The following is a 20,153-nucleotide window of genomic DNA, read 5'->3' as shown; positions in this document are numbered from 1 at the left end:
CACAGGATCGGAACCCTGAAACGCTCGGCTCGCGCGGTGTCGAGCATGCAGGTGACCGAGCGGATCGACGCCGAACGCGCCTGGACGGCGACCGCCCTGGCCGGTGTCGCGGCGCTGGTCCTCGGCTCGCTGGCGTTCTCCGACGCCGTCTATCGCGGGTTCGTTTGGCACTACTTCTGGGGGCCGGTCTACGCCGACGCCAACAACGCGGTGTGTGCCGTTCACAGCGGTGGCTCCGTGGAACTGCTGTACAACCAGGTGGCGTGTCAGCAGGCCGTGACGAGCGGTGCCGTCGTCGCCGAGCCGGGATACACACTCGTGTCGGAGGTGGGGTACATGGTCGTCTTGCTGTTCGGACTGATCGGGGTCCTCCAGTTACTTCGCCGACTCGACGTGGGCCGGGACCGGGGCCTGTTCTTCGCGCTGGTGCCGTTCATGCTGTTCGGCGGCGCACTCCGTGTCGTCGAAGACGCCAACGACGCCGTCCCCGAGGGCGTGACACAGGCCATCGCGTACCCCTGGAACACGTTGATCATCAGCCCGATCATCTACTTCACCGTCTTCTTCGTGACGCTGGGCTCGCTGCTGGTGACCGTCTGGCTTCGCCGGGAGGGCTACGTCGAGACCTACATGTGGCCGATGGCGGCCGTCGGGAGCGCAGCCTTCCTCCTGACCTTCGGCTACCTGGTCTCGCTGGGGCTGACGGCCGATTACGTCGAGTTCTACCCGCAGGTACTCCTGAGCGTGGTCCTGATCGCGACGGCGCTGGCCGGTGGGATCTACCTCGGCGTCGACCGGTTCCGGCCCGAGATCAACGCCGGGACCGGCCTGATCGGCCTGGTCGTGCTGTGGGGCCACGCCATCGACGGCGTCGCAAACGTCATCGCCGCCGACTGGCTCGGCGCCCTCGGTGTCGACGCCGTCTACAGCCCGAAACATCCCGCCAACGCGTTCATCATCAGCACGGCCGAGACGATCCTCCCCACGTCGCTGTTGACCGCGCTGGGCTCGTCGTGGCCGTTCCTGCTCGTGAAACTGGTCGTCGCGCTGGCGGTCGTCTGGATCTTCGACCGGGAGATCTTCGAGGAGAGTCCCCGCTACGCCCTGCTCTTGCTGACTGCCATCGTCGCGGTCGGACTGGGGCCCGGGACCCGCGACATGATCCGCGCCACGTTTGGCATCTAGAGCTTCTGCAAGGCTGATTCCGGGTAGTACCGACCGCCGCAGTTCTGACACGCTGCCACGGTCACCGTCGCACCCGCGCGGTCGACCTGTCGCCGGACCAGTGCCTGGCCACAGTCCGCACACGGGAGGTCGAATTCGGTCGTCATGGATACACGGGCCGCTACCGGACGGTGCTGGCCTGTCCGCGAGCAACCCCGTGTGTGTATTTCACACACTGCGAGATAAAACTATCTCTCCCTAGGGATACGGGTGGTGGTCCCTGTCGAGTCGGGGCTCGAAGCCCATGCTCTCGGGGATCGACTCGGCACGCTCGCCGAAGTAGGCGTCGTCGAAGAACAGTGGCTGGGCGCTCGGGACGACGGCCCGGACGGCCTCGAACCCGAGCGCGTCCACGTCGCGGGGGGTGAGTCGCGAGCCGTACACGTCCAGATCGGCGTCCCGCAGGCGCTCCACGACGGCGTCGAGGTGGGCGCGGCCGTCGGGGACCGCCGCGGGGCCGACCTGTTCGGCGGGAACGCTACTGGAGACCGCGAGGAACGTCTGGGCCTCACCGGGGAAGTCCGCGAAGTGACCGATGGCACCGTTCTCCTCGGCGGCGTCCTCGGCCCCCATCCCGCGGAGTTCGAGCCAGTTCTGGAGTGCTTCGGCCAGGGCCGACCGCGCGGCGCGTGCGGGGTCGAGGTGGGCCGAGAGGCCGACGGCGAAGCGGGGCCACTCCTCGCGGTGGACCGCGGCGGCCACGACGGGCACGTCCACGTCCTGGGTGAGCAAGAGCGGTACCACGTCCAGTCCCTCCGACTTGGCCCGCCGCCGAAGGGTGCCGAACGTCTCGTCCTCGACCGAGAGGCCGAGCGGGTCGAACGTCGAGTACCACGAGAGCATCGCGGCGTCGCGCTCGATTATCTCGTACAGGCCCGACAGGAGCGCCTCGGTGGTGCTGTTTCCCAGTCCCAGTCCCGTGGTCACGGCCGGGCGGAACCGCTCGGTCGGCGGCGGGAACTGGACGAACTCCGCGGGGAGCCACACGGCGCCGTCGGTGTCGAGGTTCCGGCCGGGGACCCACTCGACCTCGGTGTGTTCGTCGGCGGTCGTCCAGTCGTCGCCGTCGGCACAGACGAACGTCGACGGTGGCACGGCGTCGTCGATCTCGGTGGCCGTCCCGGTCTCGAACTCGGCAGTGCGATAGATCCCGGCGCTGTAGCGCTCGTAGCCCTCCCCGAGTGCCTTCATGAACGCCGCGTTCCAGTCGGCGGCCACGCCGGCGGCCTGTCGGGGCGCCGTCGCGTCGCTGAACTCGCCCGTGTCCGCGACGCTCGCGAGGTAGTAGGGGGCCGGGAACGACTCGGCTTCGCCCACTTCGGCCACGACGCCGACCCGCTCGTCGAGACCCCGTTCGGCGCGGGTCAGCGCTTCCTCCAGGTCGCGGTCGACGTGGTCGTCGCCCAGCGTCCGGTCGCGCCCGCCGGCACAGACGCAGTTGGGGACCGGCAGGAACTGCCGCCGGGTGTGGGGGACTTCGATAACGCCGCCGACGATCGAGGACCGCTTGCCGGAGACGAGTTTCGCGGCTTCCCGGCCGGCGATGGCCCCGGCGAACCGGGCCGTCTCGGCGTCGGGTGCGGCCTGTGGCTCCTGGGCGGGGTCGGCGTTCGAGCGCACGCGGGACTGGAGACAGCGGTAACAGGCGGTTCCGGGGCCGAATCCGGACACGGCGGCCTCGACGACGGGGTAGCCGCCGACGCCGCCGATCTCGACCGCGAGCCACGGGATGCCCGACTCGCGGGCGCGCTCGTCGACCGTCTCGAAGGCAACGTCGCCGGCCTGTCCGACGACGATCGCCAGGTCGGCACCGCCGACGACCGTCGGATCGAGGTCCGTCACCTGCGCGTCGACGTCTCCCAGTGCGGCGGCGACCGCGTCACGTGCCGGTCCCGAACCGACGAGAGCGACTGTCATTGGTGGCCGAACGCGACCGGGGCTCAAAAAAGCGCAGGCCTCAACTCGACAGCAGGCTCTGGGCCACGTTGGCCAGCTGGTCCGAGTCGGCGTCTTCGAGGCGCTCGTCACCGAGCATCAGCCGGAGCCGCGGGCGGCCCACGTCGATGGGGACCTTCTCGGTGTCGATCAGGCCCATGTCTTCGAGCTTGGTCTTGGTGCGGGAGAAGGTTGCCTTCGAGGCGAGGCCGATGTCCTCGCCCCACTTGCTGATGTCGTACAGCAACTCGCCGTTTTTCGCGGCAACCAGGAGGCTGATCGTCACCTCGTCGAGGCCGTCCCCGTTGCCGCGTGCGGTCTGAAGAGAGGCGAGCACCTCGTCGAAGTCCGTCGCCGTGCCCTCGCTGATGTCGCTCGACAGCGTCTCCCGGACTTCCGTCAGCGGCGGGGTCCGGAGACCGAACTCGTCTGCGCTCTCCCAGATAGCGTCGTAGCGCTCACGGGCGCTCTCGACGAACTCGTCGTCGTCGGTCGTCAGCCCGGCCACCGTCTCGCCGGCCGCGACGAGGGCGACGACCTCGTCGTCGGTGACGAACAGGGCGTTCTCCGGGGGATTCTCGGCCGTCCGGATGGACAGCACGCCGTCGGCGACAAGGTTCGCCGCCCGGCTCGCGATGATGAAGTCGTCCATCACGTCCTTGAGCGGCCGTTCGGCCGCCAGCAGGTCGACGGCGGGTGGGGACTCCAGCGTACTCATTACCGATACCAGCTCTTCGATTGTCTCTCGCGAGGGGTTCACGAGATACGATTCGGTGGGGGCAGCCGACAACTCGGTCCTCAGTAGGTCCGCGATGCCGTCCGCAAGCAGGTTTTGGCTCATCGTCCTATGAATGTATATATTGTATTACGGTATTTAATTTTATCGTTGATAACGAGTTGAATTACGCGACCAACAATTATACATCTGAGTTTCGAGCCGGCTAATTATATGCCTTTGGTCTGAATATCAAAAGTGAATATCGAACTACTAGTTCGGGAGTAAAACCACCGGTAGACCTGCCGGCCGTGGGAAGATCGAGGTCCGGTGGGTCCTTTCGCCAGTGAAAACGGTCAGCGGCCCCGGCCGAGTTCCGTCGCCAGGTCGTCCGACCAGTGGAACTCGTTGTCGTATATGATGGGAAGCGGCGTCTCCGACAGGACCTCCACCAGTTCGCCGCGGTCGAGGACAGTCTCCGTCGCCGTCCCGTGGTAGGCCGACTCCTCGGTGAAGGCCGGCTGGAAGCAGTCGCCGATCCGGCGGCCGGTCACCGCCTCACAGGACAGCCGGAAACCGCCGTTTCCGTGTTCGAGCCAGCCAACGACCGGACTGTCGGGCGTCGGTGCGAGCGTGTACGTGCCGTCCCCGACGACGGCGTAGTCTTTCCCCATCATGATCCGCCGGCGCGACAACTGCATCGCCGGTTCGAGGCCGAACCCGTGGACGAGCAGGCGCGCGAAGGCGGTGCCGACCTTCGCAGCCTGCCGATCCAGCACCTTCGTCAGCGTGACCGCACCGCCGACGCTCCCCCGTTCGATCAACTCCAGGCCCTCGTGGTAGGAGCCACAGGCGTTGAGGAAGAACGTGCGCGTCTCACAGCGCTCCAGCGACGACGCCGTGAACCGCCCGTCGGGACACTCCAGCCCGTCGGCGTCGCAGTGGCCGATGTAGTGGACGAAGTCGTTGGGTGAGGCGAACACTTCGGCGAGTTCCGCGCTGCTGAGGTGTTCCTCGATGTCGACCGACAGCGGCAGGTCCGCCGATCGCTCCTCGTAGATGTCAGCGACCGCCGTGTGTTCGTCGTACATCTCCTCGTCGTTGAGCACGACCGTCACCGACAGCGGCGTCCCCCGACGGTCCTGATACTGTCGCCGGTTCTCGTAGGCCTGCGGCGAGGTCTTGAACGCGTCGATGGGTGCACCATTCGCCAGCCAGGCGTGGATGCGACCGGCCCGAAGCTCCGGGTCCACCCGGTCGACCGAGGCCACCGAACGCCGACCAGCGTGACTCCCCGACCGGTAGAAGTCGTCGAGCGTCCGTTCGAGCAACTCCGTCCCCCGCAGCTCGGAGGCCTCGGGCAGGTAGATCAGGCTCAACGCGTCCAGCAGGTACGGGAGCGACCGGACGTTGTCCCGTTCCGGCGCGGCGTACGTCGAGAAGTGCCACTCGGGCAGGTACTCCTCGAAGTCAGGCTCCGTGACACAGAAGTACCGCGCCAGCCGCTCGGCGGGCGTCCGGTTCCGCAACGCCGCCGGGTCGAGGCCGAACCGGTCCAGCAGTGCCTCGCGACAGGCCGGCGACTCTCCGTCCAGGTCCCGGACCAGCGTATCGTAGAAAAACACCTGTCTGAGCAGGCGCGCGACGCCGTGCTGGAAGGTCGGGAGTTCCCGGAACCGACACTCCACGTCCGTGCTCGGAGCGACCAGTTTCGGCGTCGCGCCGGCCTCGACGGTCACGGTCGCGCCCAGATAGTACGCCAGCGGCGCGCCGACGAACAGGTACTCCAGGTGCTCGGGCAACTGGAGTTCGATTCCCGTGTCGGGCGTCGCCGCCTCGACGGCGTCGGGAATCGACCGCTCGTCGCCCACCTCGACGACGGGCGGGTGATCCCGCATCGACGGATGTGACCGCGCCGGGCCGGTCGTCCGGAGCGCCGCCGACAGGTGACTGATCGCGTCCGCGACGCCCGCCGGCGTCGGCGGCACCGTGACCGTCGACGGGTCCTCGCAGTGTTCCCTGAACCCGAGTGTCACCGGTCGCTCCTCCCCGAGGCTGACCACGATCTGGTCGCCCACTCGACGGACGAACGCGGGCCCGTCGAACCGGCAGTACAGTTCCATCGCCGGCCCGCCTCGCGCCTCGCGCCCGGCGGACGCACCGACTGCCAGCCGACAGTCGAGCAGGAACTGTCCCCTGTCGAGCGCGACCGGCTCGGACAGATCGTACTGCCGTCCCCCGGACGCGTCGGTCAGCGTTGCGTTCTCAACGGGGACACGCAGTTCGGAGAGACTCCCGGTCACGCAGTCCTCGACCGGTTGTACGAGTTCCGGTCCGGATCGGCGATCCTCCCAGTCGACGGTCCGAACCGTCGTCTCTCCGGCGCCCCCGATGGCTCTAACCCCCCCATTGGCCGCCACCCAGGCCATCATGCTACGTTCAGTCGCACGTACTACTCACTCATTATTTTTCGGACGGGGTATGACCGGGTTATTAAATGACCCACGATTGACGGTCTTTCTTTACAGGGTTACTGTCGGTGGTGAAAAGCCCGGGCCGGAAAGGTAGATTATTGACGCGCCAGGACTGAGCCACGAGCATGAACTACGAACACGTCCGGGAGGTCGACCCGGCGGTCGCGGACGCCCTCGAGGGCGAAGTGCAGCGACAAAACGACACCCTGGCGATGATCGCGAGCGAGAACCACGTCAGCGAGGCGGTCCTGGAGGCACAGGGCAGTGCCCTCACCAACAAGTACGCCGAGGGCTACCCGGGCGAGCGCTACTACGCGGGCTGTGAGTACGCCGACGAGGTCGAGGAACTCGCCATCGAGCGCGCCAAAGAGCTGTGGGGCGCGGAACACGTCAACGTCCAGCCCCACTCGGGGACGCAGGCCAACCAGGGCGTCTACTACGCCATGCTGGAACCCGGCGACAAGATCCTCTCGCTGGATCTGAACCACGGCGGCCACCTCTCTCACGGCCACCCCGCGAACTTCACTGGCCAGCTCTACGAGGTCGAACAGTACGAGGTCGACCCGGAGACGGGCTACATCGACTACGAGGACCTCCACGCCCACGCCGAGGAGTTCGACCCGGACATCATCGTCTCGGGGTACTCCGCGTACCCGCGCGAGGTCGACTTCGAGTCCATCCAGGAGGCCGCCGACGCCGTCGACGCCTACCACCTCGCCGACATCGCGCACATCACCGGCCTCGTGGCCGCTGGCGTCCACCAGAACCCCGTCGGCACCGCCGACTTCGTCACCGGGTCGACGCACAAGACGATCCGCGCTGGTCGCGGCGGCATCATCATGTGCGACGAGGAGTACGCCGACGACATCGACCCCGCCGTCTTCCCCGGTGGCCAGGGTGGGCCCCTGATGCACAACGTCGCCGGGAAGGCCGTCGGGTTCGAGGAGGCGCTCCAGCCCGAGTTCGAGGACTACGCCGAACAGACCGTCGAGAACGCGAAGGCGCTGGGTGACCAGCTCCAGGAACGTGGCCTCTCGCTGGTCTCGGGCGGCACGGACAACCACCTCGTCCTCGTGGACCTGCGCGAGTCCCACCCCGACACGACCGGGAAGGACGCCGAGGAAGCCCTCGAAGACGTGGGCGTCGTCCTCAACGCCAACACCGTGCCGGGCGAGACGCGCTCTGCGTTCAACCCCTCGGGTATCCGCGCGGGTACCCCCGGCCTCACCACCCGCGGCTTCGACGAGGCCGACTGTCGCGAGGTCGCCGACATCATCGCCGACGTGGTCGACGACTACGACGACGAGGACGTGAAGGCCGAGGCCGCGGAACGCGTCCAGAAGCTCACCGACGCGCACCCGCTGTATCAGTAGACCGGTCCGACGGCCCGGTGTTCGTCCTCACGACCCTCGCCGGAGGAACTCTCCTGCCGGTTCTGTCGGCGTTGCTGGCGGTCAGGGTGGTCCAGTCGGTCGGGCCGAATTCGACAGCCCCGGAGTCCCGGGCCCTGTCGCTCACGCTGGGTCTGACCGCCGTCGTCGTACTGGCCGTCGTCGGGGCCTTCTGGGCGTTCGTCCTCGGCTGCTTGTTCGGCCCCGACGCAATCTCGGCGTCCGTATGCATCGTATCGAGCGGGCCGGCGTACCTGGCGGCGGCCGCCATCGCTAGCGTGAGCTACGAGCGGGTCCGGTCGGTGTGGGTTCCCGCGGCCGTCTTCGCCGTCTTCCTGTCCGCTACCAGCATCGGTCCGTATCTGACCCGGGCGATCTGAGTCGGCCGTGTCCTGGTCGTGCACCGGCCGCGCTCGCGGTCGTTCGCACGGGGGACACGCGCGGGCTACACTTTTCATTCCGGTGGTCGTCGACCGGACCGATGACTCACGATACGCCACCGTCGCGCCGCCGCGTCCTCGCCAGCGGCGCGTGCTGTTTCGCCGGCGCGCTCGCGGGGTGTGCGGGACCGAACGCTTCGACGGACGAGTCGGCCGATTCGACCGGCACCACGGCCGACCTCGACCTCCGTGAAGCCAACGTCGTCGGGGTCTCCGTGGAGCCCGTGGGTGGTGACTACCGCTTCGACGTGACGCTCCACCACGACGACGCGGGCGAGTCGGGGTACGCGAACTGGTGGCAGGTCGAACGCCTCGACGGTACTCGGCTGGGCCGGCGCGACCTCCTGCACCCACACGACGAGCAACCGTTCACCCGCTCCGAGACGATCAGCGTACCCGACGGCATCCCCTGCGTCGTCGTCCGCGGCCACGATCAGACTCACGCGTACGGCGGGCAGGCGATGCTCGTCACCCTCGACTCGGGCGCGACCCGAGCCGTCGCGCAGGGGAGCGACCCCGATTCGTTCGGGGGCGCGGACTGTCCCTGATCGGTCAGCCGGCTTTCGAGACGTTCAAGGGTCGCCCCACCGCCTGTTCGGACATGACCGAGATCATCGACGGGAACGCCGTCGCACAGGCGGTTCGCGACGGACTGGGCGACGCCATCGACACGCTCGCCGACGCCGGGACCACGCCGACGCTGGCGACCGTGCTGATGAGCGACGACCCCGCCAGCGAGACCTACGTCTCGATGAAACAGGACGACTGCGAGGAGGTCGGCATCGAGGCCCGGGACGTGGAGATCGACCCCGACGCGCCTGCCGACGAACTGTTCGACACCATCGACGAACTCAACGACGACCCCGAGGTCAACGGCATCCTCGTCCAGATGCCCGTGCCGGATCACGTCGACGACCGCGAGGTCCTCCGACGGATCGACCCGCTGAAAGACGTGGACGGGTTCCACCCCGAGAACGTTGGCCGTCTCGTCGCCGGCAACGCCCGCTACAAGCCCTGTACGCCCCACGGCATCCAGAAACTGCTGGCCGGGGCCGGCGTCGAGACCGAGGGGGCCGACGCGGTGGTCGTCGGCCGCTCGGACATCGTCGGCAAGCCGATGGCGAACCTCCTGCTCCAGAAGGCCGAGGGCGGCAACGCGACCGTCACCGTGTGTCACTCCCGGACCGAAGACCTCGCCGCGAGGACTCGCGCGGCCGACATCGTGATCGCCGCGGCGGGCGTCCCGGAGATGATCGACGGCGACATGCTCGGCGAGGGTGCCACGGTGATCGACGTGGGGATCAACCGCGTCGACGCCGACACCGAGAAGGGCTACGAACTGGTCGGCGACGTGGAGTACGAGAGCGCGAAAGAGGTGGCGGGCGCGATCACGCCCGTCCCCGGCGGCGTGGGCCCGATGACCCGCGCCATGCTCCTCTGGAACACCGTCAAGGCCGCGAGTCTCCAGACCGACACCGACGTGTCCCTCCCCTGAGGTCGCATGACCACGCCCGACCCTGCGTTCGCCGATCTGTCGGCCCGTGACGGCGTCCGCGAACGTCGGAAAGTCGAGACCGTCGACACCGGCCGCTTCGCCGAACTGGAACCGAAGGTCGGTCCGATGACCTGGGCGGTCGGCGCGGTCGTCACCGACGACGCGGGCCGTGTCCTGCTGGTCCGTGAGGACGGCGAGTGGCTCGCTCCCGGGGGTGAGGTCGAACCCGGCGAGACGCACGAGGAAGCACTGGTCCGGGAGGTCGAGGAAGAGACCGGCGTGACCGTCAGCGTCGGGCCGCTCGTGGCCGTCACCGAAGTCGCCTTCGAGTGTGGCGACGACAGCCTCGCCTTCTACTTCGCCCACTACACGGCCACACCGGCGGCGACCGAACTCACCAGCGCTCCGGGGGTCGACGGCGAGTCGATCGAGGCCGTCCGGTGGGTCGAGAACGTGCCGGAAAACACGGTCGACCGCGAGGTCGTGACTGGCGCGCGGTGAACGAAACGCTGAGGTTCTGACTCGAGCCGGCGGCGCGATATGTTCGGCGAGGACGAAGCCGGCTTATGAAGATTGACGTGGACCTGTGCGCATGCGGCTCGTGCAGGTGCTCGTCCCGGATGGTACGAGATCGGCCGTCCTCGACGAACTCGACGCGGAGGGGATCGACTACGCCGTCTTCGAGGAGACCGGTCGTGGCGAGTTCGAGGCGCTCGTGCAGTTTCCGGTGCCCGAAAACGGCGTCGAGACGGTGCTGGATCGGTTGCGGGCGGCCGGGATCAGGGAAGACGCCTACACGATCGTGCTGGCTCCGGAAACCGTCGTGTCGATGCGGTTGCCGGCCCTGCGAGCGAAGTACGCGGGCCACCGTATCTCTCGGGACGAACTGATCGCACGGGCACTCGACCTGGCACCGGCCAGTTCGACGTTTTTCGCGCTGATCCTGCTGAGTACGACCATCGCGACGACCGGTCTCCTGCTCGACTCGGCGGCGACGATCATCGGTGCGATGGTCGTCGCGCCGCTGATGGGCCCCGCCATCTCCGCCAGCGTCGGTGCAGTGCTCGACGACCGGTCGCTGGCCTCCCGGGGTGTTAGTTTGCAGGCGATTGGCCTCGCAGTGGCGATTCTCACCGGCGCGGTCGTCGGGGTCGTCGTTCGGGGGACGATCCTCGTCCCGCCGGGACTCGATCTGGAGTCCATCCCGCAGGTCGCCGAACGGACCAGCCCGAACTTCCTCTCGCTGTTTCTCGCGCTCGGTTCCGGAATCGCCGGGGCGATCAGCGTCGTGCGCGACGTAGGGTCCGCGCTGGTCGGCGTCGCAATCGCCGTGGCGCTGATCCCGCCGGCCGCCACGTCCGGCCTGGGCATCGCGTGGCTGGACTGGACAGTGGCGGTCGCTGCCGCCGTCCTCGTGCTAGTGAACCTGCTGGCGATCAACCTCTCGGCACTGCTCGTGCTGTGGATCGCCGGCTTTCGTCCCGAAGAAGCCGACCGCACGGCCCGCGCCCGATCGTCGGTCCGGGCGCGTGTCGCGTTGCTCGTGGCCGCGATCGCTGCGCTCTCGCTCGTCCTTGGGCTCGTGACGTACGCGTCCTTCAAGGCCTCGACGTTCGAGAGCGAGACCAACGACGAACTGGCGCAGATCTTCCGGACCGAGTACCCGGAGCGGCTCGACTTCGTGGACGTGACCGTCGAGTACGAACCGACGGACATCCTGCTGGGCAATCCCGCCGAAGTCAACGTGCTGGTGGGACGGCCAGCGACCGAGCCGCCACCACCCGACCTCGCCGCCCGACTCGACCGCCGACTGACGAACGCGACCGGCGAGGATGTCGTCGTTCGCGTCGGCTTCGTCACCGAACAACGAACCGGGTCGGTCGACGTGATCGACGGGGCCACCGGGAGCGCGAGCCGACGACGTGACCCACCAGCCGTCTCGTCACCGCATCCGACAGTTCGCTTAACCGGTGCGGTGTGGTACTTGTTCGAATGACTGAGGGAGATTCCCCGACGCGGGACGTTCGGGTCTGGATGGCTCGCGAGGACCTCGGCTGGTGGGTGCTCGGACTGGCGCTGGCGGCCGTGCTGGCGTTGATCGTGGAGCGGTACCTGGCGTGGCTGGTGTTCGGGCTGTTCGTCTACTACGTCGGCCGTCCGGTCTCCAGGCGACTGGAGCGGTACCTCCCCTCGAAGAGCATCGCGGCGACCGTCACGCTCTTAGTGATCGTCGTCCCGGTCGTGGCCCTGCTGGGGGTCGTCCTGTTGATCGCGCTGGGGCAACTCCTGGAGATCCTCGCGGACGCACCGGTCGAGGCCATCGTGTCACAACTGCCGGTCCAGATCCCGGCGATCCCGCAGACGTCGGACGCCATCGTTCGCACGACGACCGATCTGGTCCGGGACCCGTCGGTCCAGACCCTGCTCGGTGAGGTCGGCGGCGTCGTCGGTGCAGTGAGCGTGACGCTGTACAACCTCTTCATCGCCATCCTGCTCGCCTTCTTCCTGCTGGTCAGCGACCGGTCGATCGCCAGCTGGTTCGAGGACAACGTCTTCGGTACCGAGAGCCGAGCGGTGGAGTTCTTTCGGACCGTCGACGACGGGCTGGGATCGGTCTTTTTCGGGTACACGACGACGATCTTCGCGATCATGATCCTCTCGACGCTGATCTACGCGACGCTCAACGCCGTGGCACCCGCCGGACTGCTCATCCCGTCCGTGGTCCTGCTCGGCGTGGTGACTGGTGTCTTCACGCTGATTCCGATGGTGGGTCGGTCGATAATCTACCTCTTCATCGCCGCACTCCTCGCAGTCCAGGCCGCCCCGGTCGACCCACGACTGCTGTGGTACCCGGTCGCATTCTACGGGGTGATGGGCGTCGCCTTCGACTTCGTGGTCCGCACGTACATCCGGCCGTACCTCTCGGGCCGACAGTTACAGACCGGGCTCGTCATGTTCGCCTACCTGCTCGGCCCGCCCCTGTTCGGCTGGTACGGCATCTTCCTCGGCCCGCTCGTGCTGGTCCTGCTCGTGACCTTCCTGCGCCGAATCCTGCCCGCCCTCGTCGGCCCGGATCGGGACGAGCCCTCGACACCGACCCTCCACCGTCTCGACGAGTACCAGACTCAGGCGGAGTCGCCGACCCGGGAGGGGAAACGCGGCGGGGCCGAACCCGGGTGAGTCGGCCAGCGAGCGAGAACCGACTCGACGCTGTCCCCTGCTCACATCCGCTGGCCGGCTTCGTCGGTCGTCTCGACGGCCGCGGCGGGGCGGCGCTTTCTGCTGTGGAGGATCATCGAGACGCCGGTCACGAGGAAGTTTACGCCGAAGAGGACGCCCACGGCCCACAGCGCCGAGGCGGGGAAGTCGACCCACAGCAGGACGGCGAGCAACAGTCCGAGGACGCCGCTGACGGCGAGCCAGGTCCGGCTCCCCTCCCCACCGGTGACCGCCCACCCGAGCTGGAGGAAACCGCTACTCAGGAAGAAGCCGACGACCAGCAGCGTCAACGTGGTGAGTCCGAGCAGCGGGTTGACCAGCACCGCGATCCCGGCGATTCCGTAGACCAGACCGAGGAACACTTGCCAGCCGAGACCGAGGAGACTGCCCGCAGAGAAGGCGGCCGCGACGTGGACGAGCCCGCCGACGACGAGCAGTGCCCCGAGGACGATCGCCAGCGACAGGCCGATCACGAACGGCGCGAACAACGCGACGATGCCGAACAGCGCGAGCAGGACCCCGCCGAGCATACTCCCGCGGATCAGTTGATCCTGGTCGACGCGCCTCTCGGACGCTGTGTGCTGTGATACCATGAGAGAACCTTGGTCGCTGGCCGCGAAAAGCCTATTTTCGGGTTCGTGCGCTGGTTGTGGTGGGTCGCATGCACGATTCGCGCCGAACCCGTCGGTGTCCCGACGACGTCTCGCCTGGGCCGACTGGTCCGACAGCCGAGAAGCGGCGAGCGATTGATACCCGTTCGGCCTCTGGTGTGCGGTGGGATGACAGTCGACGAACTGGGGGCGTACGGACTCGAACAGCTGACCGACGACGAGATCAACGCCTTCCTCGCGAATCAGCGAATGGGGGTGCTGGGACTGCCGACCGGGAACGGGCCGTACATGCTCCCGCTGTCCTTCGGCTTCGACGGCGAGTCGCGACTCTACTTCACCTACGTCCTCGGCGGTGAGAGTCGGAAGGCGGACCTGAGCGAGCGGGCCGAGCACGCCACGTTCCTCGCGTACAGTGCCGAGTCGCCCTACAACTGGGAGAGCGTCTCGCTGACGGGCCGGCTCGAGGAGGTCCCGGAGTCGGAGTGGGACGAGATCGACGGCGTGTTGGCCGACGCCTGGCGACCGGGGCTGATCGAGGAGGCCGCGGCCAGTGCCGACGTCGCGGTCTACCGGTTCCTGGTCGAAGCGTGGAGCGGCGTCAAACACACCGGACTGCCGCCGGGGTTCGACTGATGTTCGATCCCTTCTCCGTCGTCGAGACGGAGGAGGTGGCGGAGCCACCGGAGGGGCTGAGCGAGTCGATCCAGCGCGCCGACGCGGCGACGTTCTGGGGCTTTCTCGCCGCCGTCGGCCTCGCACAGGCCGGGCTGTTCGCGGCCAGCCTCGGGCTCATGCTCGGTGGCTTTCGTGGGCAGTGGACGCTGGGCGGGCTCCTCGTCGGCGGTGGCCTCGTGGCGATGGCGCTCGCCGGCGGCATCGTCCGGTGGCACCGGCGGCGGTGAATCCGCCACGAAGGTTTTGACCCCTCCGGACGAACCCTCGCCGATGCACGAGGACACACGCCGTCCGTTCTGCGCCGCCGCTCCCGCCTACAGGGTCAGCCACGACTGTCACGGGGGTCGATGAGTCGGTGGCCGAACTCGTGTTCTGGGGTCTGGTCGTCTTCGCGACGCTCACGGGACTGGTCACGGCCTGGACGCTCGGAGCCAACAGTAACTCCCCGCCCTTCGCCCCCGCGATCGGTGCTAACGCAATCTCGACGATGCGGGCAGCCTTCCTCATCGGCATCCTCGCCGCGCTCGGGGCGCTCACCCAGGGGGGCAGCATCTCCGAGACCGTCGGCGCGGGGCTGATCGACGGGGTGGCGATCACCTCGCTGGCGGCGACCGCGGGGCTGCTGACCGCGACCGCGTTCATGGCCTTCGGGATCTACTCGGGCTATCCGGTGCCGGCCGCCTTCGCGACGACCGGGGCGATGGTCGGCGTCGGCCTCTCGCTAGGCGGTGCGCCCGCGTACGGCACCTACCAGCGGATCGCATTGTTCTGGGCGCTCGTGCCGCCGGTCTCCGGCGGACTGGCGTACCTCACCGCGACCATCCTGCGCCGCGACGACATCCCCGAGACGGTCGGCGTCCCGCTGCTGGCGGCGCTGGTCGGCGGCATCGTGGCGAACGTCCAGTTGAGCATCATTCCGTCCCCCACCGGCCAGCCCCAGGGCTCCATCGCCGGGTACGCCGGCGGGATGGCCGCCAAGACCGGCGTGACCGGCGCCGAACTCGCCGCGACGGCCGTCGCGACCGCCTTCCTGGCGGCCCTGAGCTTCCAGTTCATCCGGCGTGCGACCCAGCAGTCGGTGGACCGCGGAGTGAAAGTGTTCCTCGTCGCGCTGGGCAGTCTGGTGGCCTTCTCCAGCGGGGGGAGCCAGGTCGGCCTCGCCACCGGTCCGCTCGAAAACCTCTACCGGGCCGAACTCGGCCTGCCGGGGATCGCACTGCTGGCCATCGGTGCGGTGGGCATCCTCGGCGGGGCGTGGATGGGTGCGCCGCGACTCCTGCAGGCGACTTCGCGGGAGTACGCACAGCTCGGTGTCCGGCGCTCCATCGCCGCGCTGGTCCCGGGGTTCGTCATCGCACAGGCGGCCATCGCGCTGGGGATCCCGATTTCGTTCAACAACATCATCATCTCGGGCGTGATCGGGGGCGGCCTCGCGGGCGGGTCGGCGGGCGTCTCGCGGCGGAAGATCGGCGTGACGCTGACCTTCTGGATTCTGACGCTGGTCACGTCCGTCGGCGTCGGGTTCGGGCTCTACCGGGTGCTGGCCGTCCCGCTCGGCTAGCGGACGACGGTGACCGTGACGGGGGCCTCGCCGACGACGACCGTCGCCACGGTGCCGAGCAGGCGGCTGGCGAGGTCGCTTTTCGCCCCGCCGTGTCCGCCCATGACGACGTGATCGACGTCGTGGTCGTCGACGTACTCGAGGATGGTCTCGGCCGGGTCGCCCGTCTCGACGACGGTATCGAGGTCGCGGTCGACCGCCTCGGCCTGGCGGCGCGCCCGCTCGATCAGGGTCTCGGCGCGGTCTCGGGCCGCGTCCTCCCGTGACTCGTCGGTGTCGAGGATGCCACCCTCACTCATTCCCTCGTCCAGCGGCGTCACCACGTTCAGCACCGTCACCGGGCAGTCGAAGGTGTCCAGCGCGTGCGCGAGTGCGTCGTCGGCCAGCGGTGACCCGTCGAGCGGGACCAGCACGTGGGAGGCCATACTGGCCGTAGTCGCCCCGGGCACAAGTAGTCCGGCGGTGGGCCGCGACTCCGGAGCTGGAGCCTGGGTGAAATTTAACCTTCCGGGGAACGAACGTGACACAATCAGGCACCCGCATGGCAGAGACGTTCTACAGCGTCCTCGGTGTCGAATCCGACGCCGACACCGAGGCGATACGGGACGCCTACCGGGCCCAGGTCAAGGAGACCCACCCGGACGTGAGTGACGACGACGACGCCGCCGATAGTTTCAAGCGCCTCACCGCTGCCCGTGACGTGCTGGTCGACGAGGCGTCCCGCCGCCGGTACGACCGCGTCGGCCACACTGCCTACGTCCGCGACCACCTCGATAGCTCCGCCTGGTCGGTCGACGACACGGGAGCCACCGACCGTTCGGGCGGTTCGGAGTCGTCGGATCGGTCGAATCAGCGCGGTACCGACGCGGACGACAACGCCGAGAACTACCAGCGCTACCGCTCTAGCCACGCAGAGGCCGGTTCGAGCGGGCGGAACGGAAGCCGCCGGACCGGACGAACCGGGCGGCGGGGTCGGACCCGGCGGAACACGGGGACCGATACGGAGACCGGGAGTACTGGCGGAACCAGCACTAGCGGCGCGGACACGGGTGAGACCGGGGCTAGCGGGACCGAAGCCGACGAGTACGGGACGTGGTCGACCGACGCGGGCCAGGACTGGGCGTTCTCCAGTTCGTCGTCGGCTTCGACGGCGACCGGCGGCCACAGCGCGGACCCGCGCGAGAGAGCGCGAGCCGACGGCTGGCAGGCGGCCCACGCCTCGACGAACGGCTACACACCGTCCGGGTACGAACCGACCGCGACGGCGGCCAGCGACGTCGGTGTCGGGTCACTGCGGGACGCGCTCCGGCAGGTCGGCCCCTGGCTGGCCTTTCACTTCGTGTTCCTGATCAGCGCGTTCGTCACGATCTGGCTGATCATGTCCTGGATCCCGTCGGTGCCGATGCTGTTCGTCTCGCTGTTGTTGCTCGGAGCGACGGTCTTCTTCTCGATCCTCCACATGGTCTCGCAGGTGTACTCCTAGTCGGCTTCCATGCCCTCGGCGATCCGACGCGCCTCGACGACGCTCACCTCGCCGCTCTCGGACCAGTCGAGCTGGTTGTAGATCGTACAGTTGCGACACTGGTCGGAGAACACGTCCGTCTCCGTGGTGACGTTGCGGCTCTCACACACCTGACAGTGCCAGACTTTCGTCGCCCCCCAGACGAACTCCGAGCTCATACGCCCCTCGTCGACCTGTACGGTCAAAATTCCCCGGCAGACAGGTGTCTGACGCTCCCTACGTATAAAGACACGGACGTACGGTGCATAATTTATTTAGCATATCGTGCGATTCGAAAGGGTGGCACTATGGGACGTGGGGACGATTCGACGCGAGTCACGAGACGGGCGTATCTACGCACGGTGGGCACAGGGGCGGCAATCACGGTCGGACTGGGGGCCGCGGCAACCGGAACGGCAGGGGCCTTCGAGGGGTCGTACGCCGGCCGGATCACCACCCGCGGTCACCTGTCGGCGGGACTGTTCAGCGTCGACTACACGCCGCGACACGACCGCACCGACTACGACACCAGCGGCACGATACCGGGGTTCACCGACGACGCCTCGCCGTCGGAACTGGTCGTGTTCGTCCACCGATACGACAAGGATCTGACGGGTGCGCTGGACTCGTTGCGCGGGTTCAACGACGCGCTCCGGTCGGCGGGCTACGACGAGGCGCTGATCGGCTACGACTGGGACGCCGACGAGGGCCGCTGGGGTCAGACCGTGACCATCGCGGACTGGAACGCGGACAAACTCGGCACGTTCGTCCGGGACTACCAGGACGAACGGCCGGACACCGACGTCAGGCTGGTCGCACACGGCGGCGGGGCCAAGACCGTCGCGGAGTGTCTGGAGTTCTTCATGGATCGGGGGTACGACACGTCGGTCAAATCGGTCGACTTACTCGGGGGTGCCGTCGACAACGACTCGGTGGCGACCGACGGGCAGTACGGGCAGGCCATCGCGGACCACTGCGACACCTGCCGCAACTACTACAAGACCGACGACGACTTCCTCGGCTGGACGTACGCCTGGAAGGAGTGGGACAAGGCCGTCGGCGACACGGGCGCGGAGGGCGAACCGCCGGCCAACTACGAGGAGTACGACGTGACCGAGGACGTGAGCGACCACGACAGCTTCCCGCTGCCCGACGACGGCTGCGTGTCGACGGTCGTGGACAACTGGTCCTGACCGACCGAACGTTCGGTTCGAGAAACGTTTTTGAAACGCGGCGGGCTATCCTCTGGTATGCTCGGATTGCCCTCCATCGCGGTCGAGTACTTCGCTGCCGCCGCGCTCTTGCTCGTGTTCGGGTACCTGATCAGGTTCCGGGAGTGGACGTTCCTGCTCGCCGGGTACGACGAGACCTCGCCGGTCCCCGCGCACGTGGCCGCCAGCGTCGCCGGCAACACCGTCCTGCGGATCGGGGTCGCGGCGCTGGTCGTCGGCGGAGCCTACGCCGTCGCGGACCCGCCCGCCTACCTGTCGGGCGTTTTCGCCGCCGTCGTCTTCCTCGACGTGGCCCGGCTGCTCTACCGGTTGAACACGTACAGTCCCGACGGCACCGACCCGGCCGCCTGACGGCCCGAACTTCGACAACCGTTTTTTCCTGGCCCGACGAGGAGGCGTATGAACGTCCGGGAGATTTCGGAGTTGCGGCCCGACGAGCGGGCGGCGATCTTCGAGCGCGACGCCGGGGTCGAGGCAGTCCGCGACGACGTACGCGAGATCGTCGACCGCGTCCACGAGGAGGGTGACGTGGCGATCCGCGAGTACAGCGAGGAGTTCGACGACGTGTCGGTGGGCAACCTCGACGTGACCGACGCCGCCGAACGCGCCGTCGACGAGATCGACGACGACGTCCGCGAGGCCATCGAGACCGCCGCCGCCAACGTGCGTGCGTTCCACGAGCGACAGGTTCCCGACGACTGGCGCGAGGACTTCGACGGCCGGGACCTGGGCCGCCGGTTCACTGCCGTCGAGCGCGCCGGCGTCTACGTCCCCGGCGGTACCGCCGCCTACCCCTCCAGCGCGCTGATGGGCGTGATTCCCGCCAAAGTGGCGGGCGTCGATCACGTGGCCGTCGCGACGCCGCCGGCGGAGGAACTGAATGCGGTCACGCTCGCGGCCATCGAGATCGCCGGAGCCGACGCCGTCTACCAGGTCGGCGGCGCACAGGGTATCGCGGCGCTGGCCTACGGGACCGAGACGGTCGACCGCGTGCAGACGGTCGTCGGCCCGGGGAACCGGTGGGTGACGGCCGCCAAGGCGGAAGTGCGGGGCGACGTGGAGATCGACTTCCTGGCCGGCCCCAGCGAGGTCGCCGTGCTGGCCGACGGGACGGCCGACCCAGACCTCGTCGCCGCCGACCTCGTGGCACAGGCCGAACACGACACCCACGCCTCCGTCGTCGCGGTCACGGACGACCCGGACCTGGCCGAGGCGGTCGCCGAGGCCGTCGAGACCCAGGTTCCAGGTCGCGAGCGCGAGGAGACGATTCGGGGCGCGCTCGACACCGACGAGAGCGGCGTGTTCCTCGCCCGGTCGATGAGCGAAGCCGTCCTGTTCGTCGAGGAGTACGCGGCCGAGCACCTGACCATCGTCGCCGACGAGGACGAGGCTCTGCTCGACCGCATCGACAGCGCCGGCAGCGTCTTCCTGGGTCCGTACTCGCCCGTCGCGGCGGGCGACTACGCCAGCGGCCCCAACCACGTCCTCCCGACCGGCGGCGGTGCGCGCCGCTACGGCGGGCTCTCGGTCGACACGTTCCTGCGCTCGACGACCGTCCAGCGGCTGGACGAGAGCGCGCTCGGCGACCTCTCGGAGACGATCACGACGCTGGCCGAGGCCGAGGGACTGGAGGCACACGCCGAGAGCGTCCGGAAGCGCTTCGAGGACTGACCTGCGCCG

At 68.2% G+C, this 20,153-nt stretch carries 22 protein-coding genes; 15 read left to right on the top strand and 7 right to left on the bottom strand.

Translation table 11 applies throughout. The annotated features are described in order from the left end of the window. The first annotated feature begins 45 nt into the window (after positions 1-45). A complete protein-coding gene (locus tag EAF64_RS01530) occupies positions 46-1,185 on the top strand; it encodes a DUF63 family protein (protein ID WP_129067215.1) in 1,140 nt (379 codons plus the stop codon). Here the strand turns inward: EAF64_RS01530 and EAF64_RS20705 are convergent. The 4 genes from EAF64_RS20705 to EAF64_RS01515 all read right to left on the bottom strand — a co-directional run bounded on the left by EAF64_RS20705 (position 1,182) and on the right by EAF64_RS01515 (position 6,306). Next, positions 1,182-1,331 carry a hypothetical protein gene (locus tag EAF64_RS20705; protein ID WP_193767535.1) on the bottom strand — a complete coding sequence of 50 codons (150 nt, stop codon included), beginning with the start codon at positions 1,329-1,331 and terminating at the stop codon, positions 1,182-1,184. The two genes, EAF64_RS01530 and EAF64_RS20705, sit on opposite strands and share 4 nt — an antisense overlap. Before the next feature lie 91 nt (positions 1,332-1,422). Beyond that, entirely contained in the window at positions 1,423-3,141 is a 1,719-nt protein-coding gene (locus tag EAF64_RS01525) for a YcaO-like family protein (RefSeq protein ID WP_129067214.1), read from the bottom strand. A 40-nt stretch (positions 3,142-3,181) separates the two neighbouring features. Continuing rightward, positions 3,182-4,000, bottom strand: a complete 819-nt coding sequence (gene tbsP / locus EAF64_RS01520) for a transcriptional regulator TbsP (protein WP_129067213.1) — start codon at positions 3,998-4,000, stop codon at positions 3,182-3,184. 230 nt (positions 4,001-4,230) lie between these two features. After that, positions 4,231-6,306 carry a hypothetical protein gene (locus tag EAF64_RS01515; RefSeq protein WP_129067212.1) on the bottom strand — a complete coding sequence of 692 codons (2,076 nt, stop codon included), beginning with the start codon at positions 6,304-6,306 and terminating at the stop codon, positions 4,231-4,233. Between the two features lie 167 nt (positions 6,307-6,473). Between EAF64_RS01515 and glyA the strand changes: the two genes are divergently transcribed. The 7 genes from glyA (at position 6,474) to EAF64_RS01480 (ending at position 12,854) form a co-directional block, all read left to right on the top strand. Next, positions 6,474-7,721, top strand: a complete 1,248-nt coding sequence (gene glyA / locus EAF64_RS01510) for a serine hydroxymethyltransferase (RefSeq protein WP_129067211.1) — start codon at positions 6,474-6,476, stop codon at positions 7,719-7,721. A 17-nt stretch (positions 7,722-7,738) separates the two neighbouring features. Continuing rightward, entirely contained in the window at positions 7,739-8,119 is a 381-nt protein-coding gene (locus tag EAF64_RS01505) for a hypothetical protein (protein WP_129067210.1), read from the top strand. Positions 8,120-8,220: 101 nt separating this feature from the next. Next, on the top strand, positions 8,221-8,727 hold the full coding sequence (locus EAF64_RS01500) for a hypothetical protein (protein WP_129067209.1): 507 nt from the start codon (positions 8,221-8,223) through the stop codon (positions 8,725-8,727). A 53-nt stretch (positions 8,728-8,780) separates the two neighbouring features. Then, a complete protein-coding gene (locus EAF64_RS01495; protein ID WP_129067208.1) occupies positions 8,781-9,674 on the top strand; it encodes a bifunctional methylenetetrahydrofolate dehydrogenase/methenyltetrahydrofolate cyclohydrolase in 894 nt (297 codons plus the stop codon). Positions 9,675-9,680: 6 nt separating this feature from the next. Next, positions 9,681-10,175: an NUDIX hydrolase gene (locus EAF64_RS01490; protein WP_325051198.1), complete on the top strand. Its 495-nt coding sequence runs from the start codon at positions 9,681-9,683 to the stop codon at positions 10,173-10,175. Positions 10,176-10,266: 91 nt separating this feature from the next. After that, the gene (locus EAF64_RS01485; protein WP_129067207.1) at positions 10,267-11,670 is read left to right on the top strand and encodes a TIGR00341 family protein; all 1,404 of its coding nucleotides are present in this window, start codon (positions 10,267-10,269) and stop codon (positions 11,668-11,670) included. Beyond that, the gene (locus EAF64_RS01480) at positions 11,667-12,854 is read left to right on the top strand and encodes an AI-2E family transporter (protein WP_129067206.1); all 1,188 of its coding nucleotides are present in this window, start codon (positions 11,667-11,669) and stop codon (positions 12,852-12,854) included. The genes EAF64_RS01485 and EAF64_RS01480 overlap by 4 nt, the downstream gene beginning before the upstream one ends. 41 nt (positions 12,855-12,895) lie before the next feature. Here the strand turns inward: EAF64_RS01480 and EAF64_RS01475 are convergent, their stop codons facing one another. Next, positions 12,896-13,486 (bottom strand): HdeD family acid-resistance protein, encoded by a 591-nt coding sequence (locus EAF64_RS01475; protein ID WP_227738852.1) that lies wholly within the window; start codon positions 13,484-13,486, stop codon positions 12,896-12,898. Between the two features lie 186 nt (positions 13,487-13,672). Between EAF64_RS01475 and EAF64_RS01470 the strand changes: the two genes are divergently transcribed. The 3 genes from EAF64_RS01470 (at position 13,673) to EAF64_RS01460 (ending at position 15,740) form a co-directional block, all read left to right on the top strand. Continuing rightward, positions 13,673-14,137, top strand: a complete 465-nt coding sequence (locus tag EAF64_RS01470; protein WP_129067205.1) for a pyridoxamine 5'-phosphate oxidase family protein — start codon at positions 13,673-13,675, stop codon at positions 14,135-14,137. Further along, a complete protein-coding gene (locus tag EAF64_RS01465) occupies positions 14,137-14,406 on the top strand; it encodes a DUF7322 domain-containing protein (protein ID WP_129067204.1) in 270 nt (89 codons plus the stop codon). Before EAF64_RS01470 ends, EAF64_RS01465 begins: the two co-directional genes overlap by 1 nt. 128 nt (positions 14,407-14,534) lie before the next feature. Then, positions 14,535-15,740, top strand: a complete 1,206-nt coding sequence (locus EAF64_RS01460; RefSeq protein ID WP_129067203.1) for an inorganic phosphate transporter — start codon at positions 14,535-14,537, stop codon at positions 15,738-15,740. Here the strand turns inward: EAF64_RS01460 and EAF64_RS01455 are convergent. Next, positions 15,737-16,165, bottom strand: coding sequence for a universal stress protein (locus EAF64_RS01455; protein WP_129067202.1), 429 nt, complete (start codon positions 16,163-16,165; stop codon positions 15,737-15,739). The two genes, EAF64_RS01460 and EAF64_RS01455, sit on opposite strands and share 4 nt — an antisense overlap. Before the next feature lie 116 nt (positions 16,166-16,281). Here EAF64_RS01455 and EAF64_RS01450 point away from each other — a divergent pair, with 116 nt between their 5' ends. Continuing rightward, positions 16,282-17,223, top strand: a complete 942-nt coding sequence (locus EAF64_RS01450; protein ID WP_129067201.1) for a J domain-containing protein — start codon at positions 16,282-16,284, stop codon at positions 17,221-17,223. Here the strand turns inward: EAF64_RS01450 and EAF64_RS01445 are convergent. Next, positions 17,220-17,420 (bottom strand): hypothetical protein, encoded by a 201-nt coding sequence (locus EAF64_RS01445; RefSeq protein ID WP_129067200.1) that lies wholly within the window; start codon positions 17,418-17,420, stop codon positions 17,220-17,222. The two genes, EAF64_RS01450 and EAF64_RS01445, sit on opposite strands and share 4 nt — an antisense overlap. 129 nt (positions 17,421-17,549) lie before the next feature. On the opposite strand from EAF64_RS01445, the gene EAF64_RS01440 reads away from it, so the two are divergent. From EAF64_RS01440 to hisD, 3 genes are read left to right on the top strand one after another with little or no spacing between them, the layout of a single operon-like run. After that, on the top strand, positions 17,550-18,434 hold the full coding sequence (locus EAF64_RS01440) for an alpha/beta hydrolase (protein ID WP_129067199.1): 885 nt from the start codon (positions 17,550-17,552) through the stop codon (positions 18,432-18,434). 57 nt (positions 18,435-18,491) lie between these two features. Continuing rightward, on the top strand, positions 18,492-18,824 hold the full coding sequence (locus tag EAF64_RS01435; RefSeq protein WP_129067198.1) for a hypothetical protein: 333 nt from the start codon (positions 18,492-18,494) through the stop codon (positions 18,822-18,824). Positions 18,825-18,872: 48 nt separating this feature from the next. After that, positions 18,873-20,144 carry a histidinol dehydrogenase gene (gene hisD / locus EAF64_RS01430; protein ID WP_129067197.1) on the top strand — a complete coding sequence of 424 codons (1,272 nt, stop codon included), beginning with the start codon at positions 18,873-18,875 and terminating at the stop codon, positions 20,142-20,144. The last annotated feature ends 9 nt before the right edge of the window (positions 20,145-20,153 follow it).

Origin of the sequence: Halorientalis pallida (genome assembly GCF_004118325.1) — an archaeon.
In the GTDB taxonomy this organism is placed as follows: Archaea; Halobacteriota; Halobacteria; order Halobacteriales; family Haloarculaceae; genus Halorientalis; species Halorientalis pallida.
Note: the sequence above shows the minus strand (reverse complement) of the source record. Positions and strands in the feature narration are given on the sequence as shown.